Origin of the sequence: Bacillus sp. CHD6a, assembly GCF_001293645.1 — a bacterium.
In the GTDB taxonomy this organism is placed as follows: Bacteria; Bacillota; Bacilli; order Bacillales; family Bacillaceae_I; genus Sutcliffiella_A.
Map to the genome: position 1 here is coordinate 445074 of NZ_LBMD01000001.1, position 24304 is coordinate 469377.

24 protein-coding genes are annotated in these 24304 nt (G+C 39.9%); 3 read left to right on the forward strand and 21 right to left on the reverse strand.

What is annotated here, in order from left to right; genetic code table 11:
- The first annotated feature begins 91 nt into the window (after nucleotides 1-91).
- Nucleotides 92-688 carry a Holliday junction resolvase RecU gene (gene recU, locus AAV98_RS02270; protein WP_060663923.1) on the forward strand — a complete coding sequence of 199 codons (597 nt, stop codon included), beginning with the start codon at nucleotides 92-94 and terminating at the stop codon, nucleotides 686-688.
- Nucleotides 689-733: 45 nt separating this feature from the next.
- Nucleotides 734-3403, forward strand: coding sequence for a transglycosylase domain-containing protein (locus tag AAV98_RS02275; RefSeq protein WP_060663924.1), 2670 nt, complete (start codon nucleotides 734-736; stop codon nucleotides 3401-3403).
- A 46-nt stretch (nucleotides 3404-3449) separates the two neighbouring features.
- Here the strand turns inward: AAV98_RS02275 and AAV98_RS02280 are convergent, their stop codons facing one another.
- The 18 genes from AAV98_RS02280 to AAV98_RS02365 all read right to left on the reverse strand — a co-directional run bounded on the left by AAV98_RS02280 (nucleotide 3450) and on the right by AAV98_RS02365 (nucleotide 20300).
- Complete coding sequence (locus AAV98_RS02280) at nucleotides 3450-3953, reverse strand: YpoC family protein (protein ID WP_060663925.1); 504 nt, start codon at nucleotides 3951-3953, stop codon at nucleotides 3450-3452.
- Nucleotides 3953-4606, reverse strand: a complete 654-nt coding sequence (gene nth / locus AAV98_RS02285) for an endonuclease III (RefSeq protein WP_060663926.1) — start codon at nucleotides 4604-4606, stop codon at nucleotides 3953-3955. Before nth ends, AAV98_RS02280 begins: the two co-directional genes overlap by 1 nt.
- Nucleotides 4607-4681: 75 nt before the next feature.
- Entirely contained in the window at nucleotides 4682-5383 is a 702-nt protein-coding gene (locus AAV98_RS02290; protein ID WP_060663927.1) for a DnaD domain-containing protein, read from the reverse strand.
- Between the two features lie 108 nt (nucleotides 5384-5491).
- Complete coding sequence (gene asnS / locus AAV98_RS02295; RefSeq protein ID WP_060663928.1) at nucleotides 5492-6784, reverse strand: asparagine--tRNA ligase; 1293 nt, start codon at nucleotides 6782-6784, stop codon at nucleotides 5492-5494.
- A gap of 133 nt (nucleotides 6785-6917) precedes the next feature.
- The gene (locus AAV98_RS02300) at nucleotides 6918-8105 is read right to left on the reverse strand and encodes a pyridoxal phosphate-dependent aminotransferase (RefSeq protein ID WP_060663929.1); all 1188 of its coding nucleotides are present in this window, start codon (nucleotides 8103-8105) and stop codon (nucleotides 6918-6920) included.
- 20 nt (nucleotides 8106-8125) lie between these two features.
- Nucleotides 8126-8599 carry a cell wall elongation regulator TseB-like domain-containing protein gene (locus tag AAV98_RS02305; protein ID WP_060663930.1) on the reverse strand — a complete coding sequence of 158 codons (474 nt, stop codon included), beginning with the start codon at nucleotides 8597-8599 and terminating at the stop codon, nucleotides 8126-8128.
- Nucleotides 8600-8611: 12 nt separating this feature from the next.
- Nucleotides 8612-8782, reverse strand: coding sequence for a YpmA family protein (locus AAV98_RS19820; protein ID WP_082380732.1), 171 nt, complete (start codon nucleotides 8780-8782; stop codon nucleotides 8612-8614).
- Nucleotides 8783-9466: 684 nt separating this feature from the next.
- Complete coding sequence (locus AAV98_RS02315; protein ID WP_060663932.1) at nucleotides 9467-12001, reverse strand: exonuclease domain-containing protein; 2535 nt, start codon at nucleotides 11999-12001, stop codon at nucleotides 9467-9469.
- A 366-nt stretch (nucleotides 12002-12367) separates the two neighbouring features.
- Complete coding sequence (gene panD / locus AAV98_RS02320) at nucleotides 12368-12751, reverse strand: aspartate 1-decarboxylase (protein ID WP_060663933.1); 384 nt, start codon at nucleotides 12749-12751, stop codon at nucleotides 12368-12370.
- A gap of 3 nt (nucleotides 12752-12754) precedes the next feature.
- Nucleotides 12755-13615 (reverse strand): pantoate--beta-alanine ligase, encoded by an 861-nt coding sequence (panC, locus tag AAV98_RS02325; RefSeq protein WP_060663934.1) that lies wholly within the window; start codon nucleotides 13613-13615, stop codon nucleotides 12755-12757.
- 3 nt (nucleotides 13616-13618) lie between these two features.
- On the reverse strand, nucleotides 13619-14449 hold the full coding sequence (gene panB, locus AAV98_RS02330) for a 3-methyl-2-oxobutanoate hydroxymethyltransferase (protein WP_060663935.1): 831 nt from the start codon (nucleotides 14447-14449) through the stop codon (nucleotides 13619-13621).
- A 248-nt stretch (nucleotides 14450-14697) separates the two neighbouring features.
- Nucleotides 14698-15651, reverse strand: a complete 954-nt coding sequence (locus AAV98_RS02335) for a biotin--[acetyl-CoA-carboxylase] ligase (protein WP_060664007.1) — start codon at nucleotides 15649-15651, stop codon at nucleotides 14698-14700.
- Between the two features lie 2 nt (nucleotides 15652-15653).
- Nucleotides 15654-16871: a CCA tRNA nucleotidyltransferase gene (locus tag AAV98_RS02340; protein WP_060663936.1), complete on the reverse strand. Its 1218-nt coding sequence runs from the start codon at nucleotides 16869-16871 to the stop codon at nucleotides 15654-15656.
- 23 nt (nucleotides 16872-16894) lie between these two features.
- Nucleotides 16895-18022: an N-acetyl-alpha-D-glucosaminyl L-malate synthase BshA gene (gene bshA / locus AAV98_RS02345; protein ID WP_060663937.1), complete on the reverse strand. Its 1128-nt coding sequence runs from the start codon at nucleotides 18020-18022 to the stop codon at nucleotides 16895-16897.
- The gene (gene bshB1 / locus AAV98_RS02350) at nucleotides 18023-18733 is read right to left on the reverse strand and encodes a bacillithiol biosynthesis deacetylase BshB1 (RefSeq protein ID WP_060663938.1); all 711 of its coding nucleotides are present in this window, start codon (nucleotides 18731-18733) and stop codon (nucleotides 18023-18025) included.
- Complete coding sequence (mgsA, locus tag AAV98_RS02355) at nucleotides 18726-19145, reverse strand: methylglyoxal synthase (RefSeq protein ID WP_060663939.1); 420 nt, start codon at nucleotides 19143-19145, stop codon at nucleotides 18726-18728. Before mgsA ends, bshB1 begins: the two co-directional genes overlap by 8 nt.
- Before the next feature lie 13 nt (nucleotides 19146-19158).
- Complete coding sequence (gene dapB / locus AAV98_RS02360) at nucleotides 19159-19962, reverse strand: 4-hydroxy-tetrahydrodipicolinate reductase (RefSeq protein WP_060663940.1); 804 nt, start codon at nucleotides 19960-19962, stop codon at nucleotides 19159-19161.
- On the reverse strand, nucleotides 19962-20300 hold the full coding sequence (locus AAV98_RS02365; protein ID WP_060663941.1) for a nucleotide pyrophosphohydrolase: 339 nt from the start codon (nucleotides 20298-20300) through the stop codon (nucleotides 19962-19964). The genes dapB and AAV98_RS02365 overlap by 1 nt, the downstream gene beginning before the upstream one ends.
- A 541-nt stretch (nucleotides 20301-20841) precedes the next feature.
- Here AAV98_RS02365 and AAV98_RS02370 point away from each other — a divergent pair.
- A complete protein-coding gene (locus AAV98_RS02370) occupies nucleotides 20842-21717 on the forward strand; it encodes a YitT family protein (protein WP_060663942.1) in 876 nt (291 codons plus the stop codon).
- 297 nt (nucleotides 21718-22014) lie between these two features.
- On the opposite strand, the gene AAV98_RS02375 is transcribed toward AAV98_RS02370, so the two are convergent.
- The 3 genes from AAV98_RS02375 to AAV98_RS02385 form a co-directional block, all read right to left on the reverse strand.
- On the reverse strand, nucleotides 22015-22695 hold the full coding sequence (locus AAV98_RS02375; protein WP_197284211.1) for a zinc metallopeptidase: 681 nt from the start codon (nucleotides 22693-22695) through the stop codon (nucleotides 22015-22017).
- Nucleotides 22696-22778: 83 nt separating this feature from the next.
- Nucleotides 22779-23576, reverse strand: coding sequence for a sporulation protein YpjB (locus AAV98_RS02380; protein WP_060663943.1), 798 nt, complete (start codon nucleotides 23574-23576; stop codon nucleotides 22779-22781).
- Nucleotides 23577-23635: 59 nt separating this feature from the next.
- The gene (locus AAV98_RS02385) at nucleotides 23636-24232 is read right to left on the reverse strand and encodes a DUF1405 domain-containing protein (RefSeq protein ID WP_060663944.1); all 597 of its coding nucleotides are present in this window, start codon (nucleotides 24230-24232) and stop codon (nucleotides 23636-23638) included.
- Nucleotides 24233-24304: the final 72 nt, after the last annotated feature.

The window sequence follows — 24304 nt, forward strand, 5'->3', positions numbered from 1 at the left end:
CTCCTCCTTTCCAACAAAAAGTGACAAAGTTTACAAAAAGATGACGTTTTTTTCTAATATAAGATTAGTTTTAGTCTAGAGGGGGAAATTTATGACTATACGATACCCAAATGGTAAAGTATTTCAGGCAAACAGCAGTTCACCTTCCAAAAAGACTGGTCCAACATTGTATGGCAATAGAGGAATGAGTTTAGAAGATGATCTCCATGATTCCAATTTGTATTATCTCCACCAAGGAATTGCTGTTGTTCATAAAAAACCGACACCAATTCAGATAGTTGATGTGCATTATCCTAAAAGAAGTGCTGCCGTTATCAAAGAAGCCTACTTCAAACAAGCCTCTACAACAGATTTTAACGGAGTATACAAAGGAAGGTATATTGATTTTGAGGCAAAGGAAACGAAGAACAAAACTTCCTTCCCTCTCCAAAACTTTCATGAACATCAAATTCAACATATGAGACAAGTTGTGAAACAAAATGGAATCTGTTTCGTCATATTAATGTTCCGTCTTTATAATGAAGTATTTCTGCTTCCGGCAGAAAAATTATTTCATTATTGGGAAAGGAAAGAATCCGGTGAAAGAAAGTCTATTACAAAACAAGAAATAGAACAAGACGGCTACTTTATTCCTCAAGGATATCAGCCTAGAATCGATTACCTCAAAATAATAGACATGTATTATTAATAACCCCGGAATTACTGTAAGTGTGAAGAAAGGCAGGTCTGAAACATGACTGAAAAGTATCAATCCAGAGAGCAAAGACGTAAAGCGATGGAAGAAGAACGAAGTGCTAAATCCGGCACAAAAAAGAAAGGACCCAAAAAAGGGCTTTTCAAGAAAATATTTTTATCCGCACTTATTATAGGACTTGTAGGATTAATTACAGGTATTGGCACATTTGCTTACTATGTCCAAAGCACTCCACCTTTGGACGAAACGCTACTTAAAGTCCCTGTACCGTCCAAAGTTTATGGAATGGACGGTGAGTTGGCTGCTGAAATAGGCGGACACGAAGCTAGGGAATATGTAGAGTCGGATGAAATTCCTGACCTTGTAAAAGATGCCTTTTTGGCTACAGAGGATGTTCGATTTTATGAGCATAATGGTGTAGATTACAGACGTTTGGCTGGAGCAGTTCTCGCTAACGTAACAAGAGGATTCGGTGCTGAAGGTGGTAGTACCATTACTCAACAGCTAGTAAAATTATCATTTTTATCAACTGATAAAACCTTAAAGAGAAAAGCACAGGAATTCTATTTGGCTTATCAATTAGAATCCCGTTTCACAAAAGACGAAATCCTGGAAATGTATTTAAATCGTATCTATTTCTCAAATTATGCATATGGAATATCCAATGCTGCAAAAAATTATTATGGAAAATCTCTAGACGAGTTAGAATTGCATGAGGCAGCGATGCTCGCTGGGCTCCCACAAAGTCCTAACAATTATAACCCTGTTACAAATCCTGAAAATGCTAAACAGCGTCGTAATATTGTACTGACGCTTATGGTGAAGCATGGGAAAATAACAGAAGAAGAAGCCGATGAAGCAAGAGCAATTCCGGTAGACTCTACACTAACAGATGATGTAGAGAAAACGAATTACTCAAATAAATACAATGCGTTTATTGATCGTGTAATAGAAGAAATCTCCGATCAATTAGGAGATGTAGACCCTCAAGCAGATGGACTTGAGATTTACACCACTCTTGATGTAAATGCACAAGAACAAGTGGAATACATTTTATCAGATGAAAGTGGCATCCCGCATTTAGAAAATGAAGACTACCAAGCAGGTATCGCCTTAATTGATACACAAAGTGGTGAAATTCGAGCCATTGGCGGTGGTAGAAATCATATGAAGACTGGAACCAATTACGCTACAGACATTAGGGTCCAACCAGCGTCTGCGATTAAGCCAATTCTCGATTATGCTCCTGCAATAGAGTACTTTGATTGGTCCACCTATCATCAAATTAATGATGAACCTTATAGTTATTCTTCTGGTACTGAGATTAATAACTGGGACAACAAGCATAAAGGTTACCTTAGCATGAGACAACATATAGCCGACTCTCGTAACATCCCGGCATTAAAGGCCCTTCAAGAAGTTGGTTTGGACAAAGCAAGAGATTTTGCAGTTAAATTAGGCATCCCTCTTGAAGAAGAAATTAATGAAGCGTATGCAATTGGAGGATTTACAAACGGTATTTCGCCGCTTCAAATGGCAGGAGCATACAGTTCATTCGGAAGTGGCGGTGTATATACCGAACCATTCGCAGTGACGAAAGTCGTCTTCCAGGATGGAACTAGCGTTAACCTGAATAAAGAATCTGAAGTGGTAATGAAAGACTCCACAGCATTCATGATTACGGATATGCTTAAAACATCCGTAAGAAGCGGATTAGCAACTGCTGCAAATGTTCCTGGATTGAATATTGCAGGTAAATCAGGGACAACAAACTTCTCTGATGAAACAATTGCAGAATATGGCATACCTAAAGGTGGTGTACCAAGCACTTGGTTTGCTGGGTATACACCAACATATACGGCCGCAGTATGGACTGGATTCAGAAGAACTGGAACAGATAATTATCTGCGACCAATTGACGGCGTAAACCAAGATCAGTATCTATCTCGAATAATCTTTAAGCAATTAATGGAGAACATCTCTACAACAAATGAAGATAAAGCAGATTTCCCTGTTCCTAACAGTGTTGTCCGTGTTGCAATTGAAAAAGGATCAAATCCGCCATTAAAAGCAAGTCAGTTCACTCCAACTGACCAAATTACTAATGAATATTTTGTAAAAGGAACAGAACCAACAAAGGTTTCCAAAGAATATGATAAGCTACCTAGTCCGTCTGGTTTCACTGCAAAGTATGACGAAGAAGCAAATGTTATCAATTTGAATTGGAAATACCCTGAGGAACGATTAGAAGGTGTGACATTTACAATTAACGTAGCTGTCAATGAAGGTTCCCCTCAACCTCTCACTGAAACAAAAGATTTAGGTTTGGTTGTGGAATCACCAGATCCAGGTGCTACCTTCACCTTTGAAATTTTTGCAGTACAGGATGAAAACAATGAAAATAGAAGTGATGCAGCAACGCAGACAATAACAATTCCTGAATTGGTTGAAGAGGATGAAAGTATTATTCCTGAGATACCAAACCCTCCTGGGGATGAGGAAGAGCCTCCTGGCGATGGCGAAGAGCCTCCTGGCGACGGTGAAGAGCCTCCTGGTGACGGCGAAGAACCACCTGGGGATGGGGAAGAAGAACCTCCAGGAGATGGAGAAGAGCCTCCTGGCGACGGGGATGAGTCTGATAATGCTAATACACAAAGCAACACAAACAGAAATGGACAAAGAAATAACTCGGAAGAAGACAATGATTAAGCTAAAGGGCTACCTGCGAGGGTAGCCCTTTTTAGTATTCTCTAGATTACTTCTTCTCTAACGCCTTCATTTTATAAAACAACTTGGCGCTTTCTGTATAAAGTTGTTGAAGTTGAATAAATGAATGATACATCTCAGGTTTTTTTATGACAAATTCCAGCCTCTCCTCCACATTTACCGGCTTCCATTGCAACCTGCCCACTTCTTTTTTCCAACCAGTCAAACCTCTTACAGGTTGCCCATTCATCCAAAATAACAATTGTAGATACCATGCAATTGGTAGCAGTATTTGTTTCCTTGCTTCCTTTCTATCCCTTGTTTCATGAAGAGAGTTTAGTAGAATTTCTTTCTCTCTCCAACTAGTGAGGATATCTGGTATCGAATCACTTGTCATCTCCCAAGGCAATTGATCTGGCGCTGCTCCCATGTAGTATGCGATATCAAACTTAAATGGAACTGCTATGATATCTTTCAAATCATAAGTTTTTATAGAAATGTTGTCTTGATTTGAGTAAAAATGGGGATGAAGAAAACTTTCTGGTATCTTCATTAGCCCACCTTCTTCTTCATTCTCTTCTTACCTTCTCTGCACAATTCAAGTAAAGGACAGCTCTCACATTGAGGATTCTGTGCTTTACAATGATACCTCCCAAAGAAAATAAGACGGTGATGCGTGTCAGACCATTTGTCCTTAGGAATTTTTCTCATCAACGTTTTTTCTACTTCTAATACGCTATCTTTCCATTTACAGATACCTAACCGCTTACTAACTCGTTCTACATGTGTATCTACTGCAATGGCTGGAACACCAAAAGCAACGGACACTACTACATTTGCTGTTTTTCTACCAACACCCGGAAGCTTAACGAGTTCATCCCTGTCTTTTGGAACTACACCATTGTATTCCTCTAGAAGAAGTTGGCATAAACTTCTAATATTTTTCGCTTTATTTCGATAAAGACCGATAGAGCGGATATCTTGTTGCAACTCTTCGAGTGTAACGGCAAGATAATCCTCGGGTTTTTGGTATTTTTCAAATAAGTTCTTCGTTACTTTATTTACAAGGGCATCTGTACACTGAGCTGACAGCGCGACTGCAATTACTAATTCGAAAGGATTTTTATGATTGAGTTCGCAATGTGCATCAGGAAACATCTCTCCCATCACATCTACTACTTCCTTTATTTGTGTAAGATTTAACATTCGGATAGATCCTGCCTTTCTTTCGTAATGGATAAAAAAGGGAACACGCAATTCCTCATTACGTGTCCCCTTTTTTTAATCAAGCCAGTTATAAAATGGAACAGTTGAATTGCCTGATTTATTGGGTGGAACGGAAGTTATCTTTTGTTGATTTTTACGAAACTTTTTACCATATTCATTAGCTTGATTAATTGTCTTTATCCCATTCTTCTTCCATTCAAAAAGGATCCTATCAATATAACGAAAATTCAACTTACCTGAGATAACAGCCTCTCTTAATGCAGCTTTGATAATGGTTGGATCATGGTGATCCTGGTCCATCCACATATTCAAAGACTCACACTCAAACGGCGATAATGGTCTTCCAAATTCCTGCTCAAACACTGTATAAAGATTAATTTCTTGTTGTTGATTTAAGTGTTGTGTAGCTTGCTTATTTTGGTCCATCATATAGGTAATCATTTTTTCCCAAAGAGGTTGGAGAGAATAGCGTTCATATTTGATGGAGTATTCATCCATTTCATCACTTATGGATACATACCCTTTTTGAAGTAGATGACGCAAGATTTCCATACATTCTGAGGGGTCGATTGTCATCTTATCTGCGATTTCCATTGGGGTTGGAAAAATAATTCCATTTTCCACGAAAGAATGTACATGTAGAAGAAGGATAAATTCTTTTTCATTTAACCCAAGATTTACGTAATTGTTTAACAAATATTTAGGAACGGACAGGTTGCCCTCTTCCATGAATTGAATAAATTGTTCTTTTTTCATCTGAGACACCTCTCCGATAAGTATAACAAATATCTACCGATTCTTCATAGGTAATATATTTCAAAAAAACAGTCACCCTGCTTTCAAAGCGGGTGACCAACGTTTTTATTATGGATATAGACGGTTTAGTAATCTTGGGAATGGAATTGCTTCACGAACGTGTTCTGTTCCACTAATCCATGCTACCGTACGTTCAAGTCCAAGACCAAAGCCAGAATGAGGCACGGAGCCGTATTGGCGAAGCTCTAAGTACCACTTGTATGCATCTGACTCCAAATTATGCTCTTCTAAGCGTTGTTTTAGTAGGTCAAAATCATGAATACGTTCAGATCCACCGATGATTTCTCCGTAACCTTCTGGTGCAATTAAGTCTGCACATAGTACTACATCGTCGCGCTCAGGATGAGGTTGCATGTAGAATGGCTTAATTCCAACTGGATAATGAGTAATGAACACAGGCATATCATAGCTTTCAGCAATGGCTGTCTCATGAGGTGCACCGAAATCATCGCCCCACTGGATATCATCAAAGCCTTTTTCATTTAAGAATTTAATGGCATCATCGTAGGAAATTCTTGGGAAAGGAGCTTGAATTTTTTCAAGTTTTGATACATCTCTATCTAGTATGCCTAATTCCAATTTGCAGTTTTTCACTACCGATTGAACGATGTAAGAAACATATTGCTCTTGGACAACAAGGTTGTCTTCAAACTCATAGAACGCCATCTCAGGCTCAATCATCCAGAACTCAATCAAGTGACGTCTAGTTTTAGATTTTTCAGCACGGAATGTCGGTCCAAATGAGAATACTTTACCCAGCGCCATCGCTGCTGCTTCCATATAAAGTTGTCCACTTTGAGAAAGATATGCGTCTTCGTCAAAGTATTTCGTAGCAAACAGTTCAGATGTTCCTTCAGGAGCACTACCTGTTAATATTGGAGGATCAACTTTAGAGAACCCATTTTCGTTAAAGAATTCATAAGTCGCACGAATTACTTCATTTCGAATCTTCATAATGGCATGTTGTTTTTTAGAACGCAACCATAAATGACGGTTATCCATTAAGAATTCTGTACCGTGATTTTTTGGAGTGATTGGATAATCAACAGCTTCGTGAATTACTTCCACTCCTGTTACACCAAGTTCGTATCCAAAAGGTGATCTTTCGTCCTCACGCACGATACCCTTTACATAGACTGACGTTTCTTGAGTAACAGATTTTGCTGCTTGAAATACATTCTCTTCAACTTCCGCTTTTACGACTACTCCTTGGATGAACCCGGAACCGTCACGTAATTGTAAGAATGCTATCTTCCCGCTAGATCTTTTGTTGGCAATCCAAGCACCAATGGTTACTTCTTCTCCAACATGTTTATGTACTTCCGATATTGTTGTTTTCACTACTTTATTCCCTCCAGCAATGTTCTTGCAATGTATTTACACTTTTATGTACATACCCTCTATTATACAAGCCTGTAATATTGTAAGCAAACAATTTTACATACATTCTACAAAAGGTGAAGGCTAAGTAATTTTACTTAGCCGCCACTTTTGCCATATAATTTGCAATTCGTTCTACAGCACTTTCCAATAAGTCCAGACTTGTTGCATAAGAAAGACGAACATAATCATCTGCTCCAAATCCTGAACCAGGGACAAGTGCCACCTTTTCTTCCTCCAGCAATGCTTTTACAAAACTATCTACATCCTCAAAACCTGCCATTTTAGCAGCTTCAATGGCTTTTGGGAAAAGATAAAATGCCCCTTGTGGCTTAAGGCAATGAAACCCAGGTATTTGATTTAGTTTTTCAAATATAATATTTAGTCTCTCTTCAAATGCTTGTCTCATGACTTCTACATCTTCCTGGGGACCTTGGTATGCAGCAATCGTCGCATATTGTGAAATGGATGTAGGGTTTGATGTACTATGGCTAGCCAGGTTTGTCATAGCGCTAATAATGGTCTGATTTCCGACTGCGTAACCGATTCTCCATCCTGTCATAGAGTGGGATTTGGATACCCCGTTAATGATGACTGTTTGCTCTTTCAATTCTGGTGAAAGTTGAGCAATGGATACATGTTGGTTTCCAGCATAGAGAAGTTTTTCATAAATCTCATCTGATACAATAAGAATATCATGCTCTAAACATACTTTCCCAAGCGCTTCTAGTTCTTCCTTGGTATAAACCATTCCAGTCGGGTTGCTTGGAGAGTTTAATACTACTGCTTTCGTTTTAGGAGTAATCGTGGCTTTCAGTTGATCTGCAGTAATTTTAAATTGATTTTCTTCTTTCCCTTCTACATATACAGGTACACCTTCAGCAAGCTTTACTTGTTCTGGATAGCTAACCCAATAAGGAGTTGGAATAATCACTTCGTCCCCTTCATCAAGTATAACTTGGAAAAGAGTATACAGCGCATGTTTAGCCCCGATACAAACAATCACTTCTGATGGTTTATATGTTAACTCCTGATCACGTTCAAGCTTAAGGATGATCTCTTTTTTCAAGGCAGGAAGTCCGCCTGATGGCGTATACTTAGTAAATCCTTTATCCATCGCCTCTTTTGCAGCATCCATTATATGTGCTGGTGTATTGAAGTCAGGCTCTCCTGCACCTAAACCAATGACATCATGGCCAGCGTCTTTCAATTCTTTCGCCTTTGCGGTGATTTCTAAAGTGGTGGATGGTGTTAACGTTGATACCCTTTTGGCTAATTTCATTTTACTTCCTCCCGCTACCATTAAAAGATTATTCGTTGAAAATATTCGCCATTTTCAAATTTAATAAAGTACAGATTATACTGATCATTGATGTCTTTATATTTAATTTCCCATAATGGGGTGTTTTTTTCCATTGCAAGAGAGATGGAAATAATCTCTTTTGGCTCCCTGTCCGTTTGAAGATAGTTCAAAACATCTTCCCTTGGAATTCCGTCCTTCTTTTTCATCGTACGGACAATTTCCTTGCTTTCTTTGACCCATACTACAAGCTCTTCCTTCTTACTATCCATTCCATGAACAATTACAAAGGAGTCTGTTCCATTGTATGCCGCTACATCTTCCACTGTTTGTAGCTCTGCCCCTTTTTGGGCAACTGCCACCCCTTTTTCCATCTGGTCTTTTACTGGTGACATGGCTGTTTGGTATATAGAGATAAATTGCCACAAAATGATAATGGCAATCATGATAATGCTAAAAATAATCCATTTTTTCATTTCATCACTTCTTTATGTACGATATATTGTAAATACAGCTTTTTCTTTATTTTCCTGGTCTAAAGCCAAGCCGAACATAAGGTTTTCTCTTTTTAATGTTCTGTTTAATGTATCCACGATTTTATATAAATCCGATGAATTCTCTACTGTTACAGTTGACAAAACCTCAATTTTACTTTCCATCCCAAAATCCTCCTGCGTTTAAACAATTTTTGTTACTTATAGTGACCTGTATTGTCGGTTAGAATATAAGTACTGAATCACCTATAGTGTTCAAACACATTATAACAGTTTCTATTCAGTTTAGTACATTGATGTACGTGAAAGTATAAAATTTGCTCCTATCCCACACCAACTTGATGGGTGAATCTTTCTGAAATGGAAGATTCACCCCTTTTTATTTAAGCCGCATGACTTCAGAGAAAGGCTTCGCTTTCCTAGGGGCTGACGTGAGCCTCCTTGGATACGCCGAAGCCACTGAAAAAGACCTTGATTTTGAAATTTTACTAAACACCGCTGTGGATTTCCGCAAATGGCTTCGCTTTCCTAGGGGCGCTGCTGGAGCCTCCTCTGCTACGCCTGCGGGGTCTCCACCTAGCGCTATCTCCCTCAGGAGTCTTCGCCTTTTGCTCCAATCCACCGCTAGGAATCGTAAAAAACATTACGTCATCAGTTTTTCAGTGGCTTGGCTACGCATGTGGGGTCTCCACCTAGCGCTATTTCCCTCAGGAGTCTATGCCATTTGTTCCAATGACCAGCTAGGAGTCCATAAAAACTTTGGGTTTTCAGTTTTTTAGTGGCCTTGCTTTGCCGGTGGGATCTCAACATTGTCGCTTCTACTTCCTGCATTACTTCAACTGCTTTAGCCTAGTTTATATTATTCAAAATTGCAAAGAAGGAGTCTTTCTTTACAATTGCGTTAGGGATGGCTTGTAGGAAGGTGTTACCGTACCTTTTTTCCACCACTCGTTTATCAAAGATGAATATTTCTTTTGGACCTTCTGCTTCTAAAAAGCGATCTATCATGGCTTTGAATCTTAATACTGCTATCGGTAATGATACATCTGTAAATGAATTGCGGCCTTGTCCCTCTAGAGTGGCAATTTTAGCTGCCATGACCGGTTCGTCCATCGATTTGAAAGGAAGTCGCATAATAACGAGTTTGTCTATTCTTTCACCTTGTAAGTTAACTTCTTCTAGGAATCCGTTTGTAACCAACAGGATTGCCTTTTCAAAGTTGGCTGCAGCTTTTAGTATCTTTTGCTTTCCTCCTGACAAACTACTTTGACTGACCACTACGGTTTCATCTGCATTTGGGAGGGATTTAATCGCCTGATAAACAGCAGACAACATCTCAAGGGAAGAAAAGGTAACCAGAATTCTTCCGCCTCTATCTTCCAAAAGCTCTAATAGTTGCATGGCAGCGATCTCGATGAATACTTCATTTTTCCCTCTTGTAATTGCTGGCATATCTGTGGGAATAAATACATCTGGATAATTAGTTCCTGCGTTTTCAACAGTTATGGTCTTAGGATAGAAGTCTGTCAGTCCTAACTCCTCAAGCATATAATCAAAATTGTTGTCCACACTTAATGCTGGTGAAATAAAAAGTATACTACTTTTTTGCTGATAAAACTTTTCAGCAAGAGTATGGGAAACGTCAAGAGGTTGTTCATAAATGGTAACCGAATTCTTTGCCCCTTTTGTATGCACATCAAACCACGTTAATCCATGCTTCTCCATACTGAACAACAGGGCGTGAAAGGTATCCCTCATTTGCTTCAAAGGTGTTGAATCAGTCTCTTTTTCCATCGACAAAAGGACTTCTGTCAATTTCATATACAGCCTTTGGGCAGCTTCTAAAACAGCATACCACCCAGGTGATTTTTCCTTCAACACATCATATCTGTATATTACCCTCGATTGCCCTTTTTTGGTTCTCAAAAGACAGTAGCTTCGGATTAAACGAAAAGCCTCGTCCAACTCTTCTTTTGCCTGTTGGACGACAATGGTTTCCTTTAGCCTTGATAAAGCAAAATATAAATCAAGATAGCTGATTTCTTTTCCGAGGAACCTGCTTACACTTTGGTTAAATAGATTGGCATCTTCTACGAGAAAATGGTCCGTTTGTCTAAATGCTTCAGGCTTCCAAATTTCCTTTGCTAAAAACATGTGATTAGTAAAAATTAGGGAAGCACTTTGTACCCTATTCTTTGCTCTTGAATAAAAACAAAGGTCATCTTGTTGGTCATCAGTTGAATCACCGTAAGAACAATTGATTGAATCCCACAGCAATCTACCCCCAGACGACAGTGAGAGTTCTTCCATATCTCCGGTTTCAGTTTCTGTTAACCAAACGAGAATCTGCGCCTTTGTTAATACAGCATCATAGTTATCATCAGCTTCTTCTAACATCGTCACTAACCTCGACAAGCTAAGATAATAATACTTTCCTTTTATTTCTGATAAGAGAAATGCCGCATGCATATTTAGTGCTAAGACCTGTTTTTCAAGCTCCTGCTTCGTTTCTTTCGTTGCAGAACTCACTACCACTTTTTTATTATTTTCCAGTGCAAAAGCCAGAGCGCCTAACGTATGCATTTTGTGAGATGCTGTAATTTCCAATAAACCATGTTGCCTAGCATCGAGAAGGGAAGCCAACTCTTTATCAATGGGATTTAGTAGGCTTTTAACTTTTGTTAGCATCGTACTTTTCACTTTTGCTAGTTCTTCAATAGGCTGTAGTGAAGCTTTTCTAACTGCAAGTTTTTTATCATATAGAGCATGTTTAAGAGAAGATGACACACCCTTTTGTTGAAATAAAAGGTAAATATCACTTTTCATCGTATGTAAAAATGTATGTAACTGATTGATTGTAACGGAGGGTAGATGTTGAATCTTCTCCATTAGCTTTAAAAAAATAATGGCTGTTGCTTCTGCATCACTATCTGCTCTATGTGGATTGTCATGATTCAACTCATAAAAAATAGATAAGTCCGTTAATTTATAGCTTTTTTGTGTAGGCAGTAAAATCCTGGCCAGTTCAACTGTATCGAATGTATTTCCTGAAAATCTAGGTTGTCCGCTAGTTTTCAACTCATGTTGCAAAAAAGAAAGATCAAAAGGTACATTGTGTGCCACTAAGGACGAACCTTTTAGCATTTCACTCAACATTGGAGCTATTTGCGCAAAAGTTGGAGCCCTGTCGACCATTTCTTGATTAATATTGGTTAGTTGTTCAATAAAAGGCGGGATGGTACATTGAGGATTCACAAAGCTTGCAAATCGCTCGACTATTTCACCATCTTCTATTAAAACAGCGCCAACTTGTATTATTTTGTCATTTTTCTTGGGAGTATTCCCTGTCGTTTCCAAGTCAAGAACGACAAATCGCTGTTTCATTCATTCCACCTCATTACATCTGTTCAACATATATAAAAGGTACCATAGACATCACCTGAAAAAAATATGTATTTTTATTTTTCCCATGTTTAAATAGAAAAACCCCCTGTTTTGAGGGGGCCACTGAAAAGTCATTGAATTAAGACTGTGCTTAGCCACCGCTGTTGATTTCCCCAAAAGGCTTCGCTTTCCTAGGGGCACTGCTGGACCCTCCTCGGCTTCGCCTGTGGGTTCTCCACCTAGCGCTATTTCCCTCAGGACAAGGAAGGCTTCGGCAGTGATTCATCGCACGAAGAAAATGCGTTAGCATTTTCGAGGAGACTTCCTGCCTTTCACTGCAATCAACAGGGTGTTCTATAAATATTTTTACATAATTGTTGCTGCTGGTTCTGTGCCTAGCATTTCAATTATTTCATTATATTCGTTCATGACGGCGACTTTAGGTTGATGGTCTTTTACTTTTTCCTCCGCCATCATAGCATAGGATAGGACGATGATAACGTCACCTTCTTGAACGAGTCTTGCTGCTGCACCGTTTAGACAAAAGTCTTTTCCGCCTCTTTTACCTGGTATAATATATGTTTCAAAGCGTGCACCATTATTGTTGTTCACAATTTGCACTTTTTCATTTGCAGCCATACCAACCGCATCGAGAATATCCTCGTCAATGGTAATACTGCCAACATAATTTAAATTAGATTCAGTAACTCTAGCACGATGTATTTTTGCATTCATTAGTGTACGAAACAATTATTATTCCCCCTTAGAATATGAAAAAACAATGTTGTCAATTAGCCTTGCCTTTGAAAACTTCACTGCAATAGCAATGATGATACTCTCCTCTTCCTTTACCTTCTTTAGTTCTTGAAGGGTCGGGTACGCGTAAATCTCCACATATTCCGCACTGTGTCCTGTATGAAGGTAAATATAGTCCTCCAATTCTTTTTTTACAGTATGGACATCCAATCCTTCTTCCATTTTCAACTTACCGAGTGTAAGTGCTTTATACAGGGATGGGGCTTTGCTTCTCTCCTCGTCGCTTAAATATACATTCCGGGAGCTTTTTGCCAAACCATCTTCTTCCCGCACTGTCCCTACTCTCACCAATTCAATTGGCAGATGATAGTCATTTATCAAACCGTCAATCACGGCAACTTGCTGTGCATCTTTCATGCCGAAGTATGCTGTATCTGGTGTAACAATCTGAAAAAGTTTCATGACAACAGTCGCTACTCCGTCAAAATGGCCCGGACGATGTTTTCCACAAAGAACATCCACTCTCTGTTCCACTTTTATGAGGGTGGTTCGATTCTCTTTGTACATTTCTTCTACTGACGGGTAAAAAAGATAGTCCACTCCCCTTAATTTTGCAATCTCTTCATCCCGTATAAAGTCACGAGGATAGGCTTCTAAATCCTCATTAGGTCCGAACTGCAAAGGATTTACAAAAATACTTAAGACAACAATATCATTGTTTTCTCGAGCTTCCTTTAGTAATGTTTGGTGTCCTTCATGTAGAAACCCCATGGTAGGAACAAAGCCGATTTTTTTACCTTGTTGCTTTTCTATTTGTATGACATGTTGCATGTCGGTTATTTGTTTAATGATTTTCACTTTTTATCCCCCATATAAACGGTGCAGTGTTTCCTCTTTCATCGTAAAACTGTGTTCAGGTTTAGGAAAAGCATTTTCTTTCACCTCTTGTACAAACTGTTGCAGACCTTCTTTCATCAACATTTGGGCATCTACATAGGAATGTACAAACTTTGGAACTCGGTCCACCCCGTATTTCACCACATCGTGATAAACGAGCACCTGTCCATCAACATCAACACCTGCACCTATGCCAATTACCGGAATGGTCAGTTGAGCAGCAATGTCCTTTGCTAGTTGCTTTGGCACGCATTCTAATACAAGGGCCATTGCACCTGCCTCTTCAGCTGTCCTTGCATCTTGGATCATTTTCTTGGCACTTTCTACATCTTTCCCCTGTACTTTGTAGCCGCCAAGAACCCCTACAGATTGAGGAGTCAGCCCTAAATGGGCAACCACTGGAATACCGGCACTTGTCAGAGTGGAGATAACATGGAACACTTCCCCGCCGCCTTCCACTTTCAACGCATGGGCCCCCGATTCCTGAACGATTCTTTTGGCATTTAAAAGGGTGTTTTCCATTGAAAGGTGATAGGACATAAATGGCATATCGGTAACGATAAAAGTAGATAGTGCCCCTCTTTTCACCGCTTTCGTGTGATGAATCATGTCATCCACTGTAACAGGTACAGTAGATTCGTAACCAAGCACGACCATACCAAGAGAATCACCCACAAGTATCATGTCCACTCCCGCTTCTTCAGCTAGCTTTGCAGAGGGATAATCGTATGCTGTTAACATGGCGATTTTCTCATTATTTTTTTTCATTTTTAAAAAGTCTGATGTAGTTTTCATTTTCCGTCCTCCTTTTTAGTAAGGAGAGGAAAAGAACCGAAAAAATCCCTCTTTTGCGCATGCGAAAGAAGGATGTGGTGTTAAGCTCAAAAAATCATTCAGTTCAATCCCTCTGTCCCAGTCCTTTGGATCAAGGCAGATATTTGGTTGGTTGTATAAAAATTTTTGAGAAGTTGTCAGGTGCAGTTCTTTAATAGATACTGCCCAACACCATTATTATAGTGTATGTGATGAAAGAATGCCATCATTTAATCGCTTGCAATTTGAATATCCGCGGAGTGAATATAATGGGTTACGTCTTGGTCATCCTCAAGCATCAGGACTCCGTCTTCTGTAATGCCTTTAGCAGTTCCTTCTAATGTTCCTGTGATAGTGCGAGCAATGATCCTCTTGCCGATACTGATAGCATAAGACTCCCATAAAAGTTTGATCGGATAAAACCCATGCTGCAAATACTTTTGATAAAGATTTTCAAATTTCATGAGAATGGATTGGATAAGCTCCGCACGATTGACCTTTTCACCGAGTTCAATGGACAAAGAGGTTGCAATAGAATGAAGATCTTCAGGGAATTGTTCCAAAGATTGATTCACATTTATCCCCATGCCGATGATGACAGAATTGATTTTATCTGCTTCTGCTTGCATTTCAGTCAAGATGCCGACTGTCTTTTTTTTATTGATCAAAATATCATTAGGCCATTTAATATCCGGACGCAACCCGGTCACTTCTTCAATGGCCTGAGTGATAGCAACTGCTGTCAATAAAGTCAGTTGAGGTGCTTTGGCAGGCGGCAGGTTAGGGCGTAAGATCAGACTCATCCAAACTCCGGTGTATTTTGGTGAATACCAGGCCCTGCTTAATCTCCCTCTTCCAGAGGTTTGCTCCTCAGCCACAACCAATGTTCCCTCAGGTACACCATCATAAGCCAATTGATGGGCTATCTTTTGGGTGGAGGTGACGGAATCTTCAAAATGTATTTTTCGTCCCAGTGTTTCCGTTTTTAACCCCAGAGAGATCTCATTGTGGGATATTTTATCGGGAATGGTTTTTATTCGGTATCCCTTTCTTCTTACTGCCTCAAGCTCATAGCCTTCCTGCCTCAAGTCTTCAATATGCTTCCAAACGGCTGTTCTTGAACACCCTAATTCTTCGCTTATCTTTTGCCCAGAAAGGAAATCACCTTCAATCTCGGTGAACATTTTTAATAGTTTGGACCGTATTTCTGTAGCCAATTGTATACCCACTCCTTTAAAGCCGCTCTTTCATTTTCTATTTCCCCTTGAACCAAAGCCATTTCCAAGTCTGTTAGAATCTCGGAAATCCACTTGCCGCGTTTTCCTCCTGCCATTTCCATCAGGTCATGACCATTAAGCACAATATCTTTCAGACTGTATATCGAAAGATTGTCGTATAATTCGTTTATCTTCTTTTTTGAAGTTTCTTCATCTATATCTACCAAGGTCATCACTCCATGAGCTTCTAATGACCGCTCAAGACCCGCTCTATAAACAGACTCCTTTTCCCAGCCAAATTGTTGGATCTGTTCCATGAGCAGTAAATTCTCTACGACCGACTTATTGATTTTCTTTGGTAGTTTCCAGCTAGTTAAAAAAACTTCCATTTCTTGCTTATCTATTTTCAAACCGTATGCCAATACCGTCCAAATTGCTGACCGGTTCTGAAGGCGCTGTAAAGGCAGATCCCCAATCTCAAGCAATTGTTCTTCTTTTCCATCAAGCCCAGGGAGGAATGAATGTATACCGGTGGTAACCAAAAGTTCTAAGCCAAACTTAACCCCCTGTCCAAGTAAGAGCTTCTCCATTTCTATTGTCTTTCTTTCAATAGAAACGTTCTTAAGCAACGCTTTGTCTTCTTGGATTCCCAAAAAAGTGTCTGCTTCTAAAGAAAAAGACAATTGACTAGCAAAGCGGACAGCCCGAAGCATTCTTAAGGCATCCTCCCTGAAGCGGTCCGTAGCCTTGCCTACAGTACGAATAACTTTCCTATTTATATCCTTTTCCCCATCAAATGGATCTAAAATTTTGCCGTGTTTATCCATCGCAATCGCATTCATCGTAAAATCTCTTCGTTTCAAGTCTTCCTTTAAGCTTTTCACAAAGATGACTTCATCTGGATGCCGGTTATCCGAATAATTTCCATCTGTTCGGAAAGTAGTCACTTCATAGCTTTCCTGCTCAGACGTTATGACAATAATTGTTCCATGAACCGCACCGACATCTACCGTTTTTGGAAATATGGCCTGTATTTCTCCTGGAGTGGCGGAAGTAGCTATATCAATATCGCCGATTTCTCTGCCCATGAGGGTATCCCGAACAGAGCCTCCTACAAAGTATGCTTCATGTCCGTTCTCTTCTAAACGCTCTATGATTTCAATTCCTTGTTGGAAGGCTATGTTCATGGTCTCTCCCCCGTTTTCACCCATTAATGCTTAATTAATTGCTTATACATATATTCATATTGCTCCACTATTCTTCTTGAACTGAAATGCTCTTTTACTCTTGTAATGGCATTTTCAGCAAATTCTTTATGTAGGTTTGCGTTATCCAATATCCTTACGGCATTTTTCGCAATATTTTCTACATCTCCAACATCGCTTAAATAACCTGTCACTCCATCTTCGATAACCTCTGGAATTCCACCAATTTTAGTCCCTACTGAAGGAACGCCGCAAGCCATTGCTTCTAATAATACAAGGCCAAAACTCTCTTTTTCTGATAAAAGAAGCATAAGGTCACTGATGGAGTATAAATCTTCTAGGTTCTCCTGTTTTCCAAGGAACAGTACCTTATCATTTAACCCGAGTTCTCTGACTAAATTACAGACGACTGAAATTTCCGGTCCATCTCCTACAAGCAGAAGTTTGGAGGGTACTTGCTTTTCAATTAGATGGAAAGACTTTACAACATCTTGAACGCGCTTTACTTTCCGGAAATTGGACACATGGATGATGACTTTTTCCTCATCAGAAATCCCATATTGTGTTTTCAAATCTTGCGTATCTTTTTTAAAATATACACGTTCATCAATAAAGTTATAAACGGTTTGAATGGCCTTCTTTGGTTGCAGAAGGTCATAAGTCTGTTGAACAAGTGATTCAGATACAGCCGTTACTACATCCGACCCTTCAATCCCAAAACGGATCATATCGTTTAAAGATGGATCATAGCCTAATACCGTGATATCCGTACCATGTAATGTGGTCACTATCTTAAGTTTATCATCCGTCATCTTTTTGGCAAGATACGCACATACAGCATGAGGGATAGCATAGTGTACATGCAGCAAGTCTAATTTCTCCCTTTTTGCCACCTCTGCCATTTTGCTTGCTAAGGCCAAGTCATAAGGCGGGTATTGAAAGACAGAATACTGATTTACCTGTACTTCATGATAATAAATGTTGCTATACACTTTATTTAGTCGAAAAGGCATACTTGAGGAGATAAAGTGAATTTCATGCCCCTTTTCTGCCAAGAGTTTTCCTAATTCCGTTGCAATTACCCCAGATCCCCCTACGGTTGGATAGCAGGTAATGCCGATTTTCAATTTCAATTAAATCCCACCTAATAAATCATTATTGAGGACAAGTGGTCCTTTGGCAAAAAAGCCTTCTGCGTATTTGGAACCAATTTGCTTCCCATATGCTCGTTCACGACTTATGACCGCCTCGACATATCCATTGGTAAGCGGTGTTTCCACGCCGTCTTTATCTTTTTCAAATTGGCTTGTATAGGCTTGAAGTGCCATTGTTTTTTTATTGATTTGATCTGTTACATCTATGTAAAAATCAGGTTTGTTCATCCCGTTAATCTGATAAAAATAAAGATTATCCGGTTTATGTGCTTTTTGGTTCTTGTAATCTTCTACCATCCTAACACCAGAAGAAAAGGCTGCTTCTTCCACTAACTTGGCACAATTGCCATGGTCAGGATGGCGGTCTTCATAGTATGGGGCAAATATAATGCGTGGCTTGTATTCTCTTATGACAGATACGATCTCTGTTATGTATTCTTCTTTTAAATATAACCCTCTATCAGGCAAAGATAGCTGAATGAGTTCATCAAGTTCCAAAATTTTTGCTGCCTTGACTGCTTCACTTTGACGGATATCTACAGTTCCGTTGGATGATTTCTCTGCAAGTGTCAGATTACAAATTCCGACTCTTAATCCCTGCTCTTTATATTTGGCAAGAGTCCCTGCCATCCCAATTTCGACATCATCAGGATGTGCTCCAAAAGCGAGGATGTCCAGTGGCTCAGTCATTGCTCTCTGCCTCTCTACCATGAACAATCTCTCTCCAGCTCAGCTCTCCCCTTGCAAGGCCGTGAATTAAAATCTCCGCTGTCCCCATATTGGTTGCTAAGGGAATGGAATAAACGTCACATAAACGTAGTAATGCCGTTACATCCGGCTCATGAGGTTGAGCTGTGAGTGGATCACGGAAGAAGATGACCAAATCCATTTTGTTTTGGGCAATCATGGCACCAATTTCTTGATCCCCACCAAGTGGTCCAGACTGAAAACGATAAACAGTCAAACCAGTCGCCTCCGCAATCCTCAGGCCAGTCGTACCTGTCGCAAAAATTTCATGCTTTTCCAATATCGTTTTATACGCGGTAGCAAATTGAATCATATCCGGTTTTTTCTTATCGTGTGCAATTAATGCTATCTTCATGACAGTTCCCCCGTTACTCGATAATATTTTCTAAGCCGTACACTAACTCTTCCAGATTCATGATTGTTTCCACAGAAAGTTTAACCCCAGACATAAAGCTTGCACGATTGTAGGAATCATGGCGTATCGTCAAAGATTGGCCTTCCCCGCCAAACATAACTTCTTGGTGCGCTACAAGCCCAGGCAATCTAACACTGTGGATTCGAATTCCTTCCTTGGTTTCTGCTCCTCTTGCTCCTTTGATGGCTTCCTCTTCCTCTGGATGACCTTGGCGTTTTGGTTCACGCGTTTTGGATATAAGTTCTGCTGTCTTTATCGCTGTTCCTGACGGAGCATCCAATTTTCTGTCATGATGCAATTCCATAATTTCCACGTCTTGAAAATGCTTTGCTGCCATTTGAGCAAACTTCATCATTAAAATGGCTCCCACCGCAAAGTTTGGAGCAATGATGACACCGACTTTTTTGGATGATGCAAGGTCTTTAAGCTCTTTAAGCTCTTCTTCGTTAAAACCTGTCGTACCAACTACAGGGCGAATCCCATATTCCACCGCAAGTTTCGTGTTGATTTTTCCAATTTCAGGAGTGGTAAGATCTATGAGTACATCTGCTTCCACTTCTTGAAAACAGGCTCTTGGATCGTTGAAAATTGGCGCACCTATGTTAGGAAAACCTTCCACATCAGAAAGTAGTTTGCCTTCATTCACTCTATCTAGGCAAGCAACCAGCTGAAAATGTTCTGTGTTATGTATTAAATCTACTGCTTCTCTTCCCATCCGTCCACGAGGGCCCGCAAGAATGATCTTGATGTTTTTCATTATTTCCCTTCCTCCTCAATCCTTGTCCATCTATCTTTATCTCTCGTTTGAAACTTCTCCATCACACGATCGTGTGCTTCCTGTAAATCTATATTAAGAGAATTGGCGAAGCAGATCATCACAAACAGCATATCACCTAACTCTTCTTCCACCGTATTTTCCTTCTCTGTACTTTTTTTCGGCTTTTCCCCGTAATAGTGATTAACTTCCCTGGACAATTCACCAAGTTCTTCTGTCATCCTAGCAAGCATCGCTAACGGACTGAAATAACCTTCTTTAAATTGGGAAATATAATGGTCAACTTCCCTTTGCATTTCTTGCATCGTCTTTTCACTCATGCACATGTCACCTCACCCTATCATGTTAGCTAAAACCTTATCATTTGACAAATGATTGAGCTTGATTCCTTGTAACACGCAACACTCTCCTGGCGATTGTAGTGCAAGGAGTGACACTCCGGCGGGAGGTAGCGGTAGACTTGAGACCCCGCACACTGAAAAACTGAAATCTCATGTACTTAAATGATTTCTAGCTGGTGATTGGAGAAAAAGGCGGAGACTCCTTAGGGAGATAGCGCTAGGTGGAGACCCCGCAGGCGTAGCCGAAGGAGGCTCACGTCAGCCCCTAGGAAAGCGAAGCCTTTTTCGAAAATCAACAGCGGTGTCTATACAACATTTAAATAATAGACTTTTACAGTGGCTTCGGCGAAGCCGAGGAGGCTCAAGCACCGCCCCGCGGAAAGGGAACACCTGGAACGAAATCGACAGGAAGTGATAGGCAAAACAAATAATAAGCCTAATCCTTTATCTCATTTACTTATCTTCTTCTTGTCTATTATAATAGAGAGGTTGCAAACTATCTAGGTCTTGGAGGTTCATCATGTTAAAAGGCTTGAAAATCAAAAATATCATCTATATACTTATCGGTTCTGCCATATTCGCTTTTGGTCTTGTCAATTTCAATATGCAAAACAATTTAGCAGAAGGCGGCTTTACTGGCATCACCCTACTTTTATACTTTATTTTCAGATTTGACCCTTCTTATACCAACCTTTTGCTTAACATCCCTATCTTTTTCATTGGTTGGAAGCTGCTTGGTAGGAATACATTTTTCTACACCATTATAGGGACTTTCAGCTTGTCCTTGTTTTTATGGATCTTCCAAAGGGTCCCTTTGATGTTCCCTCCTCTTGAAGATGACTTAACTTTAGCTGCATTGTTTGCAGGAGTGTTCATTGGAATCGGTTTGGGGATTATTTTCCGATATGGAGGAACAACAGGAGGTGTGGATATTATCGCTCGTCTTGCGCACAAGTATATCGGCTGGAGCATGGGAAAAGCGATGTTCATGTTTGATGCAGTGGTCATCGTACTGTCCTTGATCATGTACTTAACATACCAGGAAGCGATGTACACCCTTGTTGCCGTGTTTGTTGCCGCACGTGTGATTGACTTTATGCAAGAAGGAGCTTATGCTGCCAAAGGCGCTACCATTATTTCCGAAAAGAATGAAGAAATAGCTTCTAAAGTTCATGCGGAGATGGACCGTGGAGTGACAATCTTGCGAGGGCAGGGTTCTTTTTCAAAGGTTGAGCGTAATGTGCTGTATTGTGTAGTTGCGAAAAATGAGCTGGTAAAGTTGAAAAATGTCATCACTTCCGTTGATCCACATGCGTTTGTGGCCGTCAGTGATGTACACGATGTGCTTGGAGAAGGCTTTACGTTGGATGAGAACAAGAATCCGATGGAGCGATAAGTACTGCTTTTGTAAGGTTGGCTGTGGAATTGTCTTGATTCACTATGAAGACAATTCCACAGCCTTTTTTCTGTTCAGATTGTTTTCATCGCCATTATGAAGACAGTTTCACAGCTTTTTTTCTGTTCAGATTGTCTCCATCACCCTTATGAAGACAGTTTCACACCATTTTTTCTGTCAAAACTGTCTTCATCCACATCATGAAGGCAATTCCACCAAAATTTCCAGCTCAAAAGTGTCTTCATCGCAATTATTAAAAAGAGCAGCCACTAAAATGGCTGCTCCTATACAAACTTACTATTCCCTACTACCCAAATAAATCAAAATAAACCGAACCAGCTCTGCTACCGCAACAGCTGCTGCTGCCACATAGGTCAATGCCGCCGCATTCAGTACCTTCTTCGTTTCCCGCTCCTCATTGTTATTAATGATTCCAAGCGACACTACTTGATCCATCGCACGATTAGATGCGTCAAATTCAACAGGCAAGGTTACCAATTGAAACAGAACCGCAGCAGCCATAAAGATAATCCCGACGAGAATCAGGTTACTAGCACTAAAGATTATCCCTGCGAAAATAAGGAAGAACGACATATTGGAACCAAGACTTGCTACCGGCACTAATGAATGGCGAAACCGCAGAAAAGCATAGTCCTGGTTGTCTTGGATCGCATGACCAACCTCGTGGGCAGCAATTGCCGCACCTGCTATGGAATTACCGTGATAGTTGTGTGAAGACAACCTAATTGTTTTAGAACGAGGATCATAATGGTCAGTCAAATGTCCCCTGGTCTCTTCCACCCTCACATCGTGAATCCCGTTATCGTGTAATATTTTCCTAGCAACCTCTGCTCCCGGCATCCCGGAAGAGGAAGCAACTTTTGAGTACTTTTTATACGCGCTTTTCACTCTTGACTGCGCCCATAGTGGGACAATTAGCAAAAAAGCAAAATAGATTAGATACATTCCCAATCCCATTAGTAAGTCCCTCCTTAGCTTGATTACATAGCTAACTGTAGTCTTCCTATTAGGATTATTTTATTTCCTTTATTTTATCCCTGTCAATCTTTAAGCTTTTTCCGCATCTCGAGCCTCTTAGCTCCTAAGTACTTACGGAATGCCACATAGGACAGCGTCAGTAAAATAAAGCTTCCAGTTGAGATCATCACCCACAAAAGGGAAGGATCTGTTTCATCCTCTTTTAATTCTTTAAATAATGCTTTAAGATCTGCCTCAATTACCTGCATATCATTAAATTCTTCTGAATGCGAAAGCAAAGCCTCTCTATTTTTATCCAAGTAATCGATATGGGCATCCATCTTTTGAATATACTCTGGTTTTACGTCCATTCTGACACTTGGATGAATCATATCGTATTCCAATAACAGTCGGCGATATAATGCTTCATAAGATTCACTGTCCCTCGTATCAACAGAATCTTTCAGCTGTTGAAAGGTCATGATTAACGGATCTTCCATCTCCACCCACATCGGCTGGTGTTCAGACGTCATGGCATCTACCGCCAAACGGAGTCTAATGATTGCCCTGACTTTTTCTTCGTGCGGAAGAAGTGTGTCACTTAGGGAGGCCATTGATTGTTGATGAACCACAGATATAATCCTAACTTCATCAGATGGGATTTGCTGGTTTGTCACCATCACCTTTGTAAATTCATCAGAAAAAATATCCATTAGGTTGTGCGCTTCTACATATCGCTCCGTTCTTACCAGCTGAAGAGCATCATCCATAATAAAATTAAGAGCAAATGGCTCTAACGGTTCATGAGAGTGTGCTTTTATACCTGACGGGAAAATAAGTAAAAATAATACAATAGCTGCTATATGTCTTTTTGCTTTCATCGCTTGTCCCTCCCATATTCTCTACTAAATATTATGAGAGTGGGGACAAGGTTAGAACATTAATCCAAGGACAACTTCAGTCTATTGTTCCGTAAAGAGAAATAATACGCGACACCAATGGAAAATATACTTAACCAAAATGTGAAATATCCTATTTGAGGCAAGTATTTCATTAAGCTTCCATACCAAGGCATCATTTTAAATACATAGTCAATAACATCATTATGTAAAGTCCATATTCCTGCTGCTACAAGATGCCATAGCTTGAAACGATAATACGGACTATATAGAACTCCCTGCACAGCCATCGCTCCATGAGAAAAGATCAGCATATACCCTTCTATTGGCAAGTAGCCTGTTTCCATGAGGGTTAAAACGTTCATCACTACAGCCCATATTCCATATTTCACTAGTGTAATAATTGCTAACGCCTCAAACAGTTTAACATTCTTTTTTAAAATAAATCCTACCAAGACAAAACAGAAAAAAAGACTTGCTGTCGGACTATCTGGAACAAATATAAGAAAAATGGCAGGGGTCTCTGCTAACTGATAGCCATACCATATGTACCCATAGATGGTGCCAAGAACATTAATAATCAACACCAACCACAGCATCATCGGCGTTTTTAATAAGTGTATAAACCAAGTTAACATCCTATTTCCTCACTTTTTTTGATTGATGTTTCCATTATACAAAAAAGCTGGCTAAATTAGCCAGCTTCTTTG

Bases quoted from the DNA above. Each gene is read 5' to 3' on its own strand.
- recU (WP_060663923.1), top strand. From the start codon at position 92: ATGACTATACGATACCCAAATGGTAAAGTATTTCAGGCAAACAGCAGT.
- AAV98_RS02275 (WP_060663924.1), top strand. From the start codon at position 734: ATGACTGAAAAGTATCAATCCAGAGAGCAAAGACGTAAAGCGATGGAA.
- AAV98_RS02280 (WP_060663925.1), bottom strand. From the start codon at position 3,953: ATGAAGATACCAGAAAGTTTTCTTCATCCCCATTTTTACTCAAATCAA.
- nth (WP_060663926.1), bottom strand. From the start codon at position 4,606: ATGTTAAATCTTACACAAATAAAGGAAGTAGTAGATGTGATGGGAGAG.
- AAV98_RS02290 (WP_060663927.1), bottom strand. From the start codon at position 5,383: ATGAAAAAAGAACAATTTATTCAATTCATGGAAGAGGGCAACCTGTCC.
- AAV98_RS02300 (WP_060663929.1), bottom strand. From the start codon at position 8,105: ATGAAATTAGCCAAAAGGGTATCAACGTTAACACCATCCACCACTTTA.
- AAV98_RS02305 (WP_060663930.1), bottom strand. From the start codon at position 8,599: ATGAAAAAATGGATTATTTTTAGCATTATCATGATTGCCATTATCATT.
- AAV98_RS19820 (WP_082380732.1), bottom strand. From the start codon at position 8,782: ATGGAAAGTAAAATTGAGGTTTTGTCAACTGTAACAGTAGAGAATTCA.
- AAV98_RS02315 (WP_060663932.1), bottom strand. From the start codon at position 12,001: ATGAAACAGCGATTTGTCGTTCTTGACTTGGAAACGACAGGGAATACT.
- panB (WP_060663935.1), bottom strand. From the start codon at position 14,449: ATGAAAACTACATCAGACTTTTTAAAAATGAAAAAAAATAATGAGAAA.
- AAV98_RS02335 (WP_060664007.1), bottom strand. From the start codon at position 15,651: ATGTTCACCGAGATTGAAGGTGATTTCCTTTCTGGGCAAAAGATAAGC.
- AAV98_RS02340 (WP_060663936.1), bottom strand. From the start codon at position 16,871: ATGAACATAGCCTTCCAACAAGGAATTGAAATCATAGAGCGTTTAGAA.
- bshB1 (WP_060663938.1), bottom strand. From the start codon at position 18,733: ATGACTGAGCCACTGGACATCCTCGCTTTTGGAGCACATCCTGATGAT.
- mgsA (WP_060663939.1), bottom strand. From the start codon at position 19,145: ATGAAGATAGCATTAATTGCACACGATAAGAAAAAACCGGATATGATT.
- dapB (WP_060663940.1), bottom strand. From the start codon at position 19,962: ATGAAAAACATCAAGATCATTCTTGCGGGCCCTCGTGGACGGATGGGA.
- AAV98_RS02365 (WP_060663941.1), bottom strand. From the start codon at position 20,300: ATGAGTGAAAAGACGATGCAAGAAATGCAAAGGGAAGTTGACCATTAT.
- AAV98_RS02370 (WP_060663942.1), top strand. From the start codon at position 20,842: ATGTTAAAAGGCTTGAAAATCAAAAATATCATCTATATACTTATCGGT.
- AAV98_RS02375 (WP_197284211.1), bottom strand. From the start codon at position 22,695: ATGGGATTGGGAATGTATCTAATCTATTTTGCTTTTTTGCTAATTGTC.
- AAV98_RS02380 (WP_060663943.1), bottom strand. From the start codon at position 23,576: ATGAAAGCAAAAAGACATATAGCAGCTATTGTATTATTTTTACTTATT.
- AAV98_RS02385 (WP_060663944.1), bottom strand. From the start codon at position 24,232: ATGTTAACTTGGTTTATACACTTATTAAAAACGCCGATGATGCTGTGG.